The 14,940-nt window shown below is 58.5% G+C and carries 12 protein-coding genes, 1 tRNA gene and 2 rRNA genes (1 of these 15 cut by a window edge); 3 read left to right on the top strand and 12 right to left on the bottom strand.

Annotated elements, in window-relative coordinates:
- Positions 1 to 29 precede the first annotated feature (29 nt).
- Positions 30 to 1,355 (top strand): ammonium transporter, encoded by a 1,326-nt coding sequence (locus tag ACR3EN_RS06295; protein ID WP_480823154.1) that lies wholly within the window; start codon positions 30 to 32, stop codon positions 1,353 to 1,355.
- A 116-nt stretch (positions 1,356 to 1,471) separates the two neighbouring features.
- Here ACR3EN_RS06295 and ACR3EN_RS06290 read toward each other — a convergent pair whose 3' ends face one another.
- The 4 genes from ACR3EN_RS06290 to ACR3EN_RS06275 form a co-directional block, all read right to left on the bottom strand.
- Complete coding sequence (locus tag ACR3EN_RS06290) at positions 1,472 to 2,656, bottom strand: amino acid aminotransferase (protein ID WP_480823152.1); 1,185 nt, start codon at positions 2,654 to 2,656, stop codon at positions 1,472 to 1,474.
- A complete protein-coding gene (gene sseA, locus ACR3EN_RS06285; protein WP_480823150.1) occupies positions 2,656 to 3,510 on the bottom strand; it encodes a 3-mercaptopyruvate sulfurtransferase in 855 nt (284 codons plus the stop codon). Before sseA ends, ACR3EN_RS06290 begins: the two co-directional genes overlap by 1 nt.
- A 70-nt stretch (positions 3,511 to 3,580) precedes the next feature.
- The gene (locus ACR3EN_RS06280) at positions 3,581 to 3,853 is read right to left on the bottom strand and encodes a CBU_0592 family membrane protein (RefSeq protein WP_480823148.1); all 273 of its coding nucleotides are present in this window, start codon (positions 3,851 to 3,853) and stop codon (positions 3,581 to 3,583) included.
- Positions 3,850 to 4,413 (bottom strand): helix-turn-helix domain-containing protein, encoded by a 564-nt coding sequence (locus tag ACR3EN_RS06275; protein WP_480823146.1) that lies wholly within the window; start codon positions 4,411 to 4,413, stop codon positions 3,850 to 3,852. Before ACR3EN_RS06275 ends, ACR3EN_RS06280 begins: the two co-directional genes overlap by 4 nt.
- A gap of 106 nt (positions 4,414 to 4,519) precedes the next feature.
- Between ACR3EN_RS06275 and ilvD the strand changes: the two genes are divergently transcribed.
- Entirely contained in the window at positions 4,520 to 6,352 is a 1,833-nt protein-coding gene (gene ilvD / locus ACR3EN_RS06270; protein WP_480823144.1) for a dihydroxy-acid dehydratase, read from the top strand.
- A gap of 159 nt (positions 6,353 to 6,511) precedes the next feature.
- On the opposite strand, the gene ACR3EN_RS06265 is transcribed toward ilvD, so the two are convergent.
- Entirely contained in the window at positions 6,512 to 7,330 is an 819-nt protein-coding gene (locus tag ACR3EN_RS06265; protein WP_480823142.1) for a sulfotransferase family protein, read from the bottom strand.
- 139 nt (positions 7,331 to 7,469) lie between these two features.
- Here ACR3EN_RS06265 and ACR3EN_RS06260 point away from each other — a divergent pair, with 139 nt between their 5' ends.
- Complete coding sequence (locus ACR3EN_RS06260; protein WP_480823140.1) at positions 7,470 to 9,047, top strand: DUF5928 domain-containing protein; 1,578 nt, start codon at positions 7,470 to 7,472, stop codon at positions 9,045 to 9,047.
- Positions 9,048 to 9,083: 36 nt separating this feature from the next.
- On the opposite strand, the gene amaB is transcribed toward ACR3EN_RS06260, so the two are convergent.
- The 7 genes from amaB to ACR3EN_RS06225 form a co-directional block, all read right to left on the bottom strand.
- Positions 9,084 to 10,580, bottom strand: coding sequence for an L-piperidine-6-carboxylate dehydrogenase (amaB, locus tag ACR3EN_RS06255; protein WP_480823674.1), 1,497 nt, complete (start codon positions 10,578 to 10,580; stop codon positions 9,084 to 9,086).
- 18 nt (positions 10,581 to 10,598) lie between these two features.
- Complete coding sequence (locus tag ACR3EN_RS06250; RefSeq protein WP_480918404.1) at positions 10,599 to 11,453, bottom strand: saccharopine dehydrogenase family protein; 855 nt, start codon at positions 11,451 to 11,453, stop codon at positions 10,599 to 10,601.
- 17 nt (positions 11,454 to 11,470) lie between these two features.
- Positions 11,471 to 11,704 carry a saccharopine dehydrogenase NADP-binding domain-containing protein gene (locus ACR3EN_RS06245; RefSeq protein WP_480918403.1) on the bottom strand — a complete coding sequence of 78 codons (234 nt, stop codon included), beginning with the start codon at positions 11,702 to 11,704 and terminating at the stop codon, positions 11,471 to 11,473.
- Between the two features lie 336 nt (positions 11,705 to 12,040).
- Positions 12,041 to 12,562 (bottom strand): SPFH domain-containing protein, encoded by a 522-nt coding sequence (locus ACR3EN_RS06240; RefSeq protein ID WP_480823136.1) that lies wholly within the window; start codon positions 12,560 to 12,562, stop codon positions 12,041 to 12,043.
- 465 nt (positions 12,563 to 13,027) lie between these two features.
- A tRNA-Met gene (locus tag ACR3EN_RS06235) sits at positions 13,028 to 13,104 on the bottom strand.
- Between the two features lie 90 nt (positions 13,105 to 13,194).
- A 5S ribosomal RNA gene (gene rrf / locus ACR3EN_RS06230) occupies positions 13,195 to 13,309 on the bottom strand.
- Positions 13,310 to 13,492: 183 nt separating this feature from the next.
- Positions 13,493 to 14,940 (bottom strand): 23S ribosomal RNA (locus tag ACR3EN_RS06225) (it continues 1,377 nt past the right edge of the window).

The following is a 14,940-nucleotide window of genomic DNA, read 5'->3' as shown; positions in this document are numbered from 1 at the left end:
GCCACTTAGACTCAATTCGAGGAAGACACATGAACCTGATGAAATCTCTCATCCCTGCTGCCGCACTTGTTGCGCTGCCGCAGATGGGCCTTGCGCAAGAGGCCGCTGGCGGCGAAACCGCGCAGCATACGCAATATATCCTGACTTCGCTGCTGTTCCTGATGGGCGGTTTTCTGGTGTTCTGGATGGCGGCGGGCTTTGCCATGCTCGAAGCCGGTCTGGTGCGTTCCAAGAACGTTGCCATGCAGCTGGTCAAGAACATGGGCCTGTTTTCATTCGCCGCCATCATGTACTGGCTGGTTGGCTTCAACCTGATGTATCCCGGCGATGGCTGGACGATCCCCGGCATCCTCGGCGCATTCTCGCCCACCTCGCTCGAGCCGGTGGGTCTGGACGGCGTGGAAACCGATTTGTCCTATGCCTCTGTCGGGTCGGACTTTTTCTTCCAGTTGATGTTCTGTGCCACCACCGCTTCGATCGTGTCGGGCACCGTCGCCGAGCGTATCAAACTGTGGCCCTTCTTCATCTTCGTTATCGTCCTGACTGGTGTGATCTACCCGATTGAAGCGTCCTGGCAGTGGGGCGGTGGCTGGCTGTCCGAGATGGGCTTCAGCGATTTCGCTGGCTCGACTCTGGTCCACGCCGCTGGTGGTTTTGCAGCGCTGGCAGGTGCGATCGTACTGGGCCCACGTATTGGCAAGTACAACAAGGACGGCAAGGTTGTTCCGATCCCGGGCTCGAACCTTGCGCTGGCCACTCTGGGTACATTCATCCTGTGGCTTGGTTGGTTCGGCTTCAACGGCGGCTCGCAGCTGGCAATGGGCACCATCGGTGACATGGCCGATATCAGCCGCATCTTTGCCAACACCAACATGGCTGCAGCAGCCGGTGCCGTCGCCGCGCTGATCCTGACGCAGGTCATGTATGGCAAGGTCGACCTGACCATGGTGCTGAACGGTGCGCTGGCCGGTCTGGTCTCGATCACCGCTGAACCGCTGGCTCCGTCGCTGTTCCAGGCGCTGATCATCGGTGCAATCGGTGGTGTGATCGTTGTGTTCACCGTCCCGATGCTGGACCGTATGAAGATCGACGACGTGGTTGGTGCGATCCCGGTTCACCTGATCGCCGGTTTCTGGGGCACCTTCATCGTGGCCTGGACCAACGGTGACGCGTCCTTTGTCACTCAGATCATCGGCTTTGCTGCGATCGGTGCCTTCGTATTCGTCGTCAGCTTCATCCTGTTCTCGATCCTCAAGGCCACCGTCGGCCTGCGGGTTGGCGAGGAAGAAGAGATCAACGGCCTGGATATGGGCGAGCTGGGTATGGAAGCGTACCCTGAGTTCTCCAAGGGCTAAGGCCTGAGATAAAAAGACAAAGGCCGGGCGCTCGCGTCCGGCCTTTTTCGTGTCGGGCCCTCCGAAGAAAAAAGCCGCGCAAGAAAGCGCGGCTTTTGGAACGGATTGCAGTTTTCTCAGACGCCTACATCGACAATCGCTTTGGCCAGGATTGGCACGGTGGTCGCGTTCAGGCCCGCGATATTCAAGCGGCTGTCGCCAACCATGTAGATGCCGTGATCAACCCGCAGCTTTTCGACCAGCTCCGGCGCAGCCCCAAGGCGCGAGAACATGCCGCGGTGCTGCGCGACAAAGCCGAACCGGTCGGAACCGCTGAGACGCTGCAGCTCATCGGCAAGCTGCTGACGCAAGCCCAGCATCGACAGGCGGACCTCTTCCAGTTCTGCGGCCCAATCGGCGCGCAGGGCGTCGTCGTTGAGGATCGTGGTCACGACGCGCGCGCCGTGGTCCGGCGGGAAGGAATAGTTCTGGCGGTTCAGGAAGGCCAGCGTGCCTTGATTCAGCGCCGTCTGACCCGCATCCGCACTGATCGCCATCAGCAGGCCGGTGCGCTCGCGATAAACCCCGAAATTCTTCGAACACGACGCCGCAATCAGGCATTCCTTGACGGACGATGCCACAAGGCGGGTGGCCTGCGCGTCTTCCTCAAGACCGTCGCCAAAGCCCTGATAGGCAATGTCGATCATCGCCACGAGGCCGCGGTCATTGATCACTTTCACGACCTCCTGCCACTGCACGAGGTTCATGTTGGCCCCAGTCGGGTTGTGACAGCAGCCATGCAGCAGAACCACATCGCCCGCATTGGCGGTTTTCAGATCGGCAATCATGCCGTCGAAATCAACGCCGCGTGTGTCGCCGTCGAAATAACGATACTGGACCGTCTCCATGCCCAGATAGTTCAGGATCGACAGGTGGTTCGGCCAGGTCGGGTTCGATACGAACACGCGCGCCGAAGGGTTAGCCATGCGGATCATCTCGAACGCTTGCCGACATGCGCCGGTACCGCCGGGCGTCGCCACGGCAGCGATATTTGCGCGCGGAACCGACGACCCCAGGATCAGCCCGATCATCGCGTCAGCAAAGGCTGGATCACCGGCCAGACCGGTATAGGCCTTGGTCTCCTGCTCGTCGACCAGACGCCGCTCGGCCGTCTTGACCGCCCGCATCACCGGAGTCACGCCTTCGGCGTTCTTGTAGACGCCAACACCCAAATCGATCTTCTGATCGCGCGGGTCTTCGCGATACATTTGCATCAGCATCAGGATTTTATCCGCAGGCTGCGGCTTGAGGAATTCGAACATCAGGTCTCTCCGGTTGCGACGGGCAGGGTCGGGAATGCACCCCATTCCGCCCAGGAGCCGTCATAAAGCGAATGGTCTTTCTTGCCGATGCGTTCCAGCGCAAGGCTGAGGATCGCAGCCGTGACGCCCGACCCACACGAGGTGATCGCGGGCTTCGACAGATCAACTCCGGCGGCCTCGAACACAGCGCGGCACTCCTCCGGCGATTTCATCGTGCCGTTGGCGTTCAGCAACTGCCCGAACGGCACATTGCGCGATCCCGGAATGTGACCCGAGCGCAAGCCCTCGCGCGGCTCGGCCTCGGTTCCGGCAAAGCGCGCGGCGGAACGCGCATCTATGATCTCATGATCGTTCAGCTTGGCAGCGGCGGACACCTGTGTCACGTCGCGTACCAGATGGTTCTGGACCCGAACGGTCATGTGGCGGTCGCGGATAATTGGTGGCAGGTCCTCGATCTCGCGGCCTTCGGCCTGCCATTTCGGCAAACCGCCATCCAGAACCGCGACATTCTCTTGCCCCATCAACCGGAACAGCCACCAGACACGCGCCGCCGACATCAGGCCCGCGCCGTCATAGATCACAACCTGATGGCCATCCCCCACGCCCATCGCCCTTAGGCGTGACATGAATTTCTCGACCGGAGGGGCCATGTGCGGCAGATCCGAGCGTTGGTCCGAGATATCATCGATATCAAAGAACCGCGCACCGGGGATATGGCCTGCATCATATTCTGACTTCGCATCGCGCCCTTGCTGCGGCAGATACCACGACCCGTCCAGAATCCGCAGATCCGGATCCTTGATATGCGCGGCCAGCCAGTCCGTGGATACGAGGGTTTTTGGATCGTCTTGCATCAAAGCCTCCCCTGAGCGAGCTTGATTTTTCACTATACCCGGCAGCATAGGGGTTCAAGGCTGGATGCGGCTATTGCGATCTGTGGCGCAGGCGGAAATGCTGTATGATCCCGACGATGCTGATCACTATCCAGAAGCCTTCGATCAACATCGAGGCCAGATTGAAATTATGCACCAGAGAATAGACTATCAGGACCGAGCCCAGCAGGTTCACCACCGGAAAAATCAGATCGTCCGAATTCATCATCCGCATCTGCGTGGCAAAATAGGCCGCAACCACAATCAGCGCCCCGAATGAGCCGATGGCGTCCGCAATGGTGAGGCTGTCAAAGAATGTCGTCATGAATGCCCCGTGCCGTTTTCAGAGTAGTCACTGTTCTGGGCATAGTGGTGCATGTTCAGAAACACTGCACCCTGAGCGCCCGCGCGATACCCATGGGGTATGTCGGCGGCAAAACGCAAGCCCTGCCCGGCCTGCAGGGGCACCCATTCGCCGTCTCGCAGAATATCCAGCGTTCCGGACAGCACGAAAACCTCTTCGGTCACACCTGCGGCATGGGCGGGTGACTCGTGGCTCTGGTTTGGGCGCAGGCTGACGTGAAAGGTCTCGGCCCCCAGTGCGGGATCGAAGGGAAAGACGATCTTGACCTCGATACTGCCCGGGAAGGTCACCGTCTGAAACACCGACGGGTCGCCGAACGTTGTATCGATCAGCGCGCTAAGCGGCAGTTGAAAGCCCTTCGCGATTTTCCACAGCGTGGCGATGGTGGGGCTGGATTCGCCGCGTTCAATCTGACCCAGCATGGCTTTGCTGACGCCGGTCATCTCGGCCACTTTCGACAAGCTCAGCCCCGAGGCGGCGCGCACATCCCGGAGTTTCAGCGTTATGTCGTCTGGTGCCATGTCGTCATCTTCCGAATCCGCTTGTGCGTTATAACGCACATATGATACGTGCGCTATAACGCACATCTCCCGCATATCGCAACCGGGGCAAAAGGGAAACAGCATCATGCCACTTTACCGTTCCAGAACCTCAACCCATGGCCGCAACATGGCCGGTGCCCGCGGCCTGTGGCGCGCCACCGGTATGGGCGACGACGATTTCGGCAAGCCGATCATTGCCATCGTCAATTCGTTCACCCAATTCGTGCCCGGTCACGTCCACCTGAAGGACCTTGGCCAGATGGTCGCGCGCGAGGTTGAAAAGGCTGGTGGCGTCGCCAAAGAGTTTAACACCATTGCGGTAGATGACGGTATCGCCATGGGCCATGACGGGATGCTGTATTCCCTGCCCTCGCGCGAGGTCATCGCGGATTCGGTCGAATACATGGTTAATGCGCACTGTGCCGACGCGATGGTCTGTATCTCGAACTGCGACAAGATCACGCCGGGTATGCTGATGGCCGCCATGCGCCTGAACATTCCTGCGATCTTTGTCTCGGGCGGTCCTATGGAGGCCGGTAAGATCGACATCGCCGATCTGGACGCCAAGAAGATCGACCTTGTGGACGCCATGGTCGCCGCCGCCGACGACAAGTTCACCGACGAACAGGTCCAGCATATCGAAGAAAACGCCTGCCCCACCTGCGGGTCGTGTTCGGGTATGTTCACCGCAAACTCGATGAATTGTCTGGCCGAGGCGCTGGGTCTGGCCCTGCCGGGCAACGGCTCGACCTTGGCCACGCATTCGGACCGGAAAGAGCTGTTCCTTGAGGCCGGTCGCCGCATCGTCGAGATCACCAAGCGGCACTATGATCTGGACGAAAAAGGTTTCCTGCCGCGCGAGATCGCGACGTTTGATGCCTTTGAAAACGCCATGTCACTGGATATCGCCATGGGCGGTTCAACCAACACCGTGCTGCACCTGTTGGCCATCGCGCATGAGGGCGAGGTTGATTTCACCATGTCCGACATGGACCGCCTCAGCCGACGCGTACCCTGCCTGTGCAAGGTCGCGCCCAACACCGAGAACGTGCATATGGAAGACGTGCACCGCGCCGGTGGTATCTTCTCAATTCTGGGCGAACTCAGCCGTGCGGGCCTGTTCCATGACCATTGCGCAAGCGTGCACTCGGCCACGATGGGCGAGGCGATCGCTAACTGGGACATCAAGGTTGCCAATAATCCGCGCGCGCAGGACCTGTTTAAGGCCGCTCCGGGTGGGGTGCGCACGACACAGGCATTTAGTCAGTCGAACCGATACAAAGAGCTGGACACGGATCGCAAGGGCGGCGTGATCCGTTCAAAAGAACATGCGTTCAGTCAGGATGGCGGTCTGGCGGTTCTGTTCGGCAACATCGCGCGCGACGGCTGTATCGTGAAAACGGCAGGCGTGGATGAGAACATCCTGAAATTCACCGGCTCGGCCTATGTCTGCGAAAGTCAGGATCAGGCGGTCAGCGATATTCTGACAGGCAAGGTGAAAGAGGGCGACGTGGTGGTGATCCGCTATGAAGGCCCGCGCGGCGGGCCGGGGATGCAGGAAATGCTCTACCCGACCTCGTATCTGAAATCCAAGGGTCTGGGCAAAGCCTGCGCGCTGCTGACCGATGGGCGGTTCTCGGGCGGCACCTCGGGGCTGTCGATCGGCCATGTCTCGCCCGAGGCGGCCGAAGGTGGCGAGATCGGGCTGGTGCAAACCGGCGACCGGATCGAGATCGACATTCCCAACCGCACCATCCATCTGGCCGTATCGGATGAGGAACTGGCCGCCCGGCGCGAGGAGCAGGACGAGAAAGGCTGGCATCCCGCCGCGCCGCGCAAACGCAAAGTGTCCACGGCGCTGAAAGCTTATGCCAAGCTGACCACAAGCGCAGCCAAAGGCGCGGTTCGTCAGGTGTAAAACCAAAACGGGGCACACCCGCACCCGCTACGTGCCATCGGCTCCGCCGATAGCCCTTGCGGCTTTGGGCCCGGCGCCGCGCAAGCGCGGCGCCGGGCCCAACCAGAGGAGATGTTTCGTAAGAAACATTGACGATGGGCGGGAGCCCCTCCCCCCTGTTCAATCGCCCAGCTTGGCGTGAATCTCGTCCAGATCGATCTCGGCAATCGGCATCTTGTTCGCCGGGTTCTCGAAATCGTACTTGAACAGCTCGAAATCCTGTTTGTAGATTTCATAGACCAGATGCATCGACAGATCGTCGAAGTAATCCTCGACCGGATGCGCGCGTTTTGGCCCGTGGCCTTCGGATTCGTTAAACCGCGGTATCTCGGACAAGGTCACCGGATGCGCCGTTTCAAGACTGTCCAGAACACCTTGCATCCCGTCATTGAATTTCTCGGTCCAGAAGATGTGGTCATACTGGCCACCATTCGCGATCAGGGTCGAGACATGCCCCGACATGGCTGACCAGTGAATATCCGGGTCCATCGGACGCCGCCAGCGGATGGTATCGCGCGCAAACAGCAAAAACCGGCGGAAACTGGCAATCTGGTCGAACTCACCCTTGCCGTCGTCTCCGCCAACTTCGATCCCGTAGTTGTAAACCAGCGTCGGCACGAGATTTCCGCGATAGCGTTTACCGTTACGCTGGATGCCGCAGATCTTGTCGAAAAAAGAGCTTAGAATCCGCGTATAGGGATTGCGCACACAGGTGAAGGTGTACGAGCCATGCGACCGTACGTTGCGGCTGATCGGATCCTGACTGGCCCCAAAGGCCCATTTGTGCATCCCGTCCGTGGCGTCATGAATATCGCCATCGAAAAACTGGCCATGATCCGAGTAATACATGATCTGACCAATGGTCGAGCAGGCGCATTTCGGCACCACGCGGTACACCATGCTTTCGCTTTCGGTCATCCATGTTCCGGGAAAACCCATCTGCTGCGCCTCCTTGGCCCGGTATCCGAGTGATACCCCGGCTCATTGGCTCAAAGAACCAAAAATATTCTGTTTATTCAATCGCTCATCCTCAGTATCACGGTTGCAAACGGGCAGAAACGGAAATTGCGAAACACCGATGGCAAAGATTGCCTATATCCTGTTGTGTCACAAAGACCCTGACGCGATCATCGAACAGGCCGGGCAACTGACCGCGGCGGGCGATTGCATGGCGATCCATTTCGACGCCCGCGCCAGCGCGGCGGCCCATACGCGCATCCGCGAGGCTTTGAAGGACAACCCGAACGTCACCTTTGCCCAAAAGCGCGTCAAATGCGGCTGGGGTGAGTGGTCTCTGGTTCAGGCCACACTGAACGCGCTGCAGGCGGCGGTTCAGGCCTTTCCGCGCGCCACCCATTTCTACATGCTGTCAGGCGATTGTATGGCGATCAAGACGGCGGAATATGCGCATCGCTTTCTGGATGAGCACGACGTGGATTTCATCGAAAGCCATGACTTCTTTGAAAGCAACTGGATCAAGACCGGCATGAAAGAGGACCGGCTGATCTATCGGCACTATTTCAACGAACGCACGCAATCGCGGCTGTTCTACACCTCTTACGAGGCCCAGAAGCGCTTTGGCCTGACGCGCGAGATTCCGGCAGACCTGCAGATCATGATCGGCAGCCAGTGGTGGTGCCTGCGCCGCCGCACCATCGAGATGATCCTGGACCTGCTGCGCCAGCGCCGCGATGTGATCCGGTTCTTCTCGACCACTTGGATACCGGATGAAACCTTCTTTCAAACCCTGGTCCGCCACCTGATCCCGAGACAGGAGATCGACAACCGGACACTGACCTTCCTGATGTTCTCGGATTACGGGATGCCGGTCACCTTCTACAATGATCACTATGACATGCTGCTGGGGCAGGATTACCTGTTCGCGCGGAAAATCAGCCCCGGCGCGCATGAGCTAAAGCAACGGCTGGGGCAACTTTATGCCAGCGAAGGGGTCAGCTTCGACATCTCGGGTGAGGGGCGCAACCTCTATCACTTCCTGACCGGGCGCGGGCGGGTCGGGCGGCGTTTCGGGCAGCGGTTCTGGGAGGCAGGCAATACGCTGGGCCCGAACCGTCAGGTGCTGCTGATCGTCTGCAAGAAATGGCACGTGGCCAAGCGGCTGGTGGATCAGATCGCGTCCGAGACCGACACTCCGTGCATCGAATATATCTTTGACGAACAGGACACGCCCCTGCCCGATCTGGGCGGTATCGAGACCACGCTGAAGAAACGCTCGCGCCACCGGCGCGCAGTGGTGCGGATGCTGTTCGATCACTTCGGCGCGGACCGGCTGGTGCTGTGCCTTGATCCGTCCAATCTGGAGGTGATCGAGGATTTCTGCGCCGATCAGGCCCAGACGCGTATTCTTGAGATCGAGTGCGACTATTCCGACGACTACCTGAAAGGCCACGCCCATCGCGTGGGGCTGGCGGGGCAAAACAGCCCGGATGCGTCAGTCACGCGGCTGTTGCCAACCCTGCGCAATGCGTTGGCCTATGACTCGGAACTGATCCGGGGCACTCGGCATGATGGGCTGTTCCACCTGCGCGAAGCCGCAGAGCGCGCAGACAACGAAGCAGCCATTTCTGAATTTCTGGACCTCAGCGCCGAGCAGGCCCGCGCGGTGATGCAACTGGATTACCTGTTCGCCGATTGAACCCGGCAGCGCGCTGGGCGCTGCCGGAGGGATGCCTTAGATGTCGAATTTCACACCCTGCGCCAGCGGCAGTTCGGCGGAGTAGTTCACCGTATTGGTCTGACGCCGCATATAGGCTTTCCATGCGTCCGAACCGCTTTCGCGCCCGCCACCGGTTTCCTTTTCACCGCCAAACGCACCACCAATCTCGGCCCCCGAGGGGCCAATATTGACGTTGGCAATACCACAATCCGACCCAGCTGCGGTCAGGAACTGTTCCGCCTCGCGCATGTTCAGCGTGAACACGCAGGACGACAGGCCCTGTGGCACATCATTCTGAATGTCGATCGCCTCGGCGAAATCATCATAGCCCATGACATAGAGGATCGGAGCAAAGGTCTCAGTCTTCACGGTCGCGGTCTGGCCCGGCATCTCGACGATGGCCGGCTCCATGTAGACACCGCCCGGCACGCCTTCGGTCACGCGATTGCCGCCGAACACGGTGCCACCCTCGGCCTTCGCCGCCTCAAGCGCGGCGGTCATGGCATTGCCCGAGGCTTCATCCACCAGAGGCCCGACCAGCGTGCCCTCGGCCAGCGGATCACCGATGGGTAGACCTGCATAGGCCTTCTTCAGACGCGCCACCAGTTCCTCGCGGATCGAGTTATGCACGATCAGACGGCGCAGCGTGGTGCAGCGCTGACCTGCTGTGCCAACGGCCGAGAACACAATCGCCCGCACCGCCATTTCCAGGTCCGCCGAGGGGCCAACGATCATGGCGTTGTTGCCGCCCAGTTCCAGAATGCACTTGCCGAACCGCTGCGCCACGATCGGCGCAACCGCGCGGCCCATGCGGGTCGACCCGGTGGCCGAGATCACCGGTACATCCTCGCTGGCGACCAGCGCCTCACCGAGCGCAGCGCCGCCGATCAGGGTCTGCAGCAGCCCCTCGGGCGCATCGCCGAACCGGGCCAGTGCGCGTTCGAAAATCTTCTGGCAAGCCATCGCGGTCAGAGGCGTCTTCTCGGACGGCTTCCAGATCACCGGATCGCCGCAGACCAGCGCCAGCGCCGCGTTCCACGACCAGACCGCCACGGGGAAGTTGAAGGCCGAAATCACGCCCACCGGCCCCGCAGGGTGCCAGGTTTCCATCATCCGGTGGCCGGGGCGTTCAGACGCAATGGTCAGACCATACAATTGCCGCGACAGACCCACGGCAAAGTCGCAGATGTCGATCATCTCCTGCACTTCGCCCAGGCCTTCCGAGGTGATCTTGCCCGCCTCCCAGCTGACCAGCGCGCCCAGCTCATCCTTGGCGGCGCGCAGTTCTTCGCCCAACAGACGGATCAGCTCGCCCCGCTGAGGCGCAGGCACGACCCGCCACGCTTTGAATGCCGACTGCGCGCGGGCGAACACGGCATCCATCTCAGCCACGGGTGTCTCATGCACCTCGGCCAGCAGTCCACCATCGATCGGAGACGTCACGCACAGCGTGCCTCCGGTCAGGTCAGCCGCCGTCAGGTCCAGTTTCGCCAGAGTTGCTTCTGCAGTCATCACGGTGTCTTTCATATCTCAGGCCGCCTTGTTCTGTTCGGTTACGTCACCGGCGCGATAAAGCCGGCCAAATTCGGTGTTCAGGAAATCCGCAAGCTTCACCTGTTCTTGCCGGACAAACCCTTTCGAGGGCAGCGCCCCGGTCCGCATCAGATCCACAACACCCAGCACACCGGCTGCAGTGGTGATCTGAATCGCACTCCAGACCTGACCGTCGATGGTACGGGCGAAGGATTTGTTGATCAGGGATTTCTCGCGCAGCGTGCCATCAACCATGCCTTTGGCGGTGCAATAGACCAGAACGACGTCCTGATCGGTGCGCGGCAACGCAGTCTCGAAAATCTCTTTCAGCAGATCGCGGCGACGTTCCAACCCCAGATCGTTCAAGAGCAGGCGCAGGATATCCCGATGCCCCGGATACCGGATCGAGCGATAGGACACCGCCCGCGCCTTCCCATCCAACGTCTCGGGCAGCGTACCCAACCCGCCCGAGGTGTTGAAACATTCATACTCCACCCCGTCATGGCCGATCAGTTCGTAATCTTCCAAAGGCGCGGTCTTGATCCGCTCGCCGTTCACGATGGCATCGCAGGGGTTGCAATACTCATTGATCAGACCATCGGTCGACCATGTCAGATTGTATTTCAACGCATTGGTCGGATAGAGCGGCAAGGCCCCCACCCGCATATGCAAGCTGTCGATCTCGTCGAACTCAGCCGCCAAAGCCGCACCGGCAATACCGACAAACCCGGGCGCCAGACCACACTGCGGCATGAACGCGGTCGCGCTGTCCTGCGCCAGATCGCGCACGGCGTTGGTGGCCGCCACGTCCTCGGTCAGATCGAAGTAATGCGCCCCGACGGCCTTAGCCACCCCGGCAATCGCCGGTGTCAGAAAAACGGAGCCGCAGAGATCACCGCATCGAACCCGGCAAGCCCTTGCTCAAGCCCTTTTGGGTCCGTTGCATCGATCTGCCGAGTGGGAATGCCCCGCTTTTTGAAGGCCGCCAAAGCAACCAGGTCGTGATCCGCAACCGTGACCGAATAATGGGCCGATGATTTCAGCAGGGTCGCAATCATCTGACCGATCTTCCCTGCTCCAACAACGCATATGTTCCAGCTCAAAACATGCCTCCATCCTCAGTTTGCCTAAGTATGGATGGCGCTTTGTTCGTGGCGCAGGGTGTATCTTGACGGTTATGTCGAAATCGCCGTCATTATATCGCTTTTTACGTCATAATCACGGAGGCGCTGACCTGTGTTTGCAGCATACCTGAAATGGGAGGGTCGCACGCTTTTGCACCGCATTTAGAGCGGGCAAGCAAACACGATCATTCCTAGGACACGATACAGTCGTGATGCGCAGAACTGTGTTGGATACTACCGATAAAGACGAGGACCCAAACATCCAAGAACGGGTCGTATATGCGGTCTTTGCCGTCGTTCTCTCATATCAATAAACTACTCATGGGCACAGTTTTCAAGGCGCACGAATGAGCGAAAGTAATTTACCCCAACTTGTTCAAACGCTTGGTTTCTTTCACGAAAGGCGGAGTGTAAGCGACTAGAAATAGTCTCCCGGTCAATCATTGCTGCTTCTGGAAGTCCCAGAGTCTCTTGTATCAAACCCTGTATTTTTGCGACAGCGGCAGTTTCGCTTCCCTCAATATGGTATGATTCCAAATCGGATATCCTCCAGATTACTGAAACTGTGGCATTGCAACCGTCAATAGACTGCGGGCTTACGATATCTTCAGGTCTCTCAGGTATTGTTTTTTCGATCAAAACGGTTTCAAAAAATGGGACACACGTAGGTCGACCGGGGCGCACCTTTCGCTTTGTGCCCCCATCCTTGCCAAAAACTAGAGCTTCGCTATCGGGAGGAACTGTGAAAATCCCGCGGCCAAGAGTAGCCGTCTGAGCAGATGCTTTCAAAGGCAATACCACCGCGAAGATCAACAGAGTTCCGATACGCAAAGCCACGCTCCTTCAAAATTCTTTTTCGAAAATTTACTCTTCTGGTTGCATAGCAATCCTAGAGACCAAGACCAACCAGCGACTCGTTGCCATCAAGCCCGCGATGCAATCCTGTTTTGCAAAAAGTGAGGAAATGGGTTCAGAGCCGCCATGCGTGATATCATCTTGAGCCTTGGCATTTCCCCACCCGGGGTATACGCGGGGCCGCGTATGCCCTGGGGTAGAGAGAAAATCCTTGTTTATAGGTCTGCGGGCAATGCAGTTTCACTTGGCTGACGGTGCAGACGGAGACTGCGGATTGGTTTTCGTCTAGGAAGAAGTGAAGCGGCGATTCTGACGGCAGGTTTCGATTCTAATAGGGTGCCATAGTTTGATGTGCAGCATAGCACCGCTTTAGCACAACGCTCCAACACGCCGAACACAAGAAGCGCCCATTGGGGCGCTAAGTTATTGATATATTTCTGAGAGTTTTGGTTGCGGGAGTAGGATTTGAACCTACGACCTTCAGGTTATGAGCCTGACGAGCTACCGGGCTGCTCCATCCCGCGACACTTTTTTGTGGCCTACCGCCTATTCGGCTACTTGAGGCCGGGTCGTATTCTGCTGATCGTTTAGAGAGACTGTTGGGCTTTTACTAGGTTTGGCGGTGACCTACTCTCCCGGGGCTTAAGCCCAAGTACCATTGGCGCGGCAGTGCTTAACTTCCGGGTTCGGGATGGGACCGGGTGTTTCACTTGCGCTATGACCACCAAACCGAGGAAAAGCCCACGTCGCTGTTTTTGCGGAGCAAAAAGCGACGGTGGCAGGCAGCGTATTCGCTTGCGAATACGCGTTGCCACTCGGTTGTGTTTCAATCAACATCGCGGCTTGGCGCTGCGACGTCATCCATGTTCAAGGTGTGTATGCTTTTGGTGATTTGTCTTTCCATTACTGGATCAAATCAAGCCTATCGGGCGATTAGTACCGGTCAACTGAACGCATTACTGCGCTTACATCTCCGGCCTATTGACGTGGTGGTCTTCCACGGCCCTCAGGGAGACCTTGTTTTGAGGGGGGCTTCCCGCTTAGATGCCTTCAGCGGTTATCCTGTCCGATCATAGCTACCCAGCACTGCCGTTGGCACGACAACTGGTCCACCAGTGGATCGTTCACCCCGGTCCTCTCGTACTAGGGGCAACTCCTCTCAAGTCTCCTACACCCACGGCAGATAGGGACCGAACTGTCTCACGACGTTCTAAACCCAGCTCACGTACCTCTTTAAACGGCGAACAGCCGTACCCTTGGGACCTGCTCCAGCCCCAGGATGAGATGAGCCGACATCGAGGTGCCAAACACTGCCGTCGATATGGACTCTTGGGCAGTATCAGCCTGTTATCCCCGGCGTACCTTTTATCCGTTGAGCGATGGCCCTTCCACTCGGGACCACCGGATCACTATGGCCGTCTTTCGACTCTGCTCGACTTGTCAGTCTTGCAGTCAGGCTGGCTTCTGCCATTGCACTCAACGAGCGATTTCCGACCGCTCTGAGCCAACCTTCGCGCGCCTCCGTTACGCTTTAGGAGGCGACCGCCCCAGTCAAACTACCCGCCACGCAGGGTCCCGGATCCGGATAACGGACCGCGGTTAGACATCAAGAGTGCGAAGGGTGGTATCTCAAGGGAGGCTCCACGGATACTTGCGTTTCCGCTTCAAAGCCTACCACCTATCCTGCACATCACAATCCTGATGCCAGTGCGAAGCTGTAGTAAAGGTGCACGGGGTCTTTCCGTCTAACCGCGGGAAGCCTGCATCTTGACAGGCAATTCAATTTCGCTGAGTCGATGTTGGAGACAGCGGGGAAGTCGTTACGCCATTCGTGCAGGTCGGAACTTACCCGACAAGGAATTTCGCTACCTTAGGACCGTTATAGTTACGGCCGCCGTTTACCTGGGCTTCAATTCAAGGCTCTCACCTCTCCTTTTAACCTTCAGGCACCGGGCAGGCGTCAGACCCTATACGTCGTCTTGCGACTTCGCAGAGCCCTGTGTTTTTAATAAACAGTCGCCACCCCCTGGTTTGTGCCCCCAGCCCCTAGTTGCCTAGGAACCGGGCCTCCTTCTCGCGAACTTACGGAGGTATTTTGCCGAGTTCCTTCAACATCGTTCTCTCAAGCGCCTTGGTATGCTCTACCAGTCCACCTGTGTCGGTTTAGGGTACGGTCTCATGGAGGGCTATTTCCAGGAACCACTCAGCAGCCCAATCAATCCGATAAGATTGAACTACACCTGTGATCCGTCACATCCTCCTGGCCCAGGAATATTAACCTGGTTCCCATCGCCTACGCCTTTCGGCCTCGGCTTAGGGGCCGGCTTACCCTGCTCAGATTAGCTTTAAGCAGGAACCCT

The organism is Ruegeria sp. G7, from assembly GCF_056535465.1.
The sequence above is the reverse complement of the archived record's forward strand: the minus strand, read 5'-3'. Positions and strand labels throughout refer to the sequence as shown.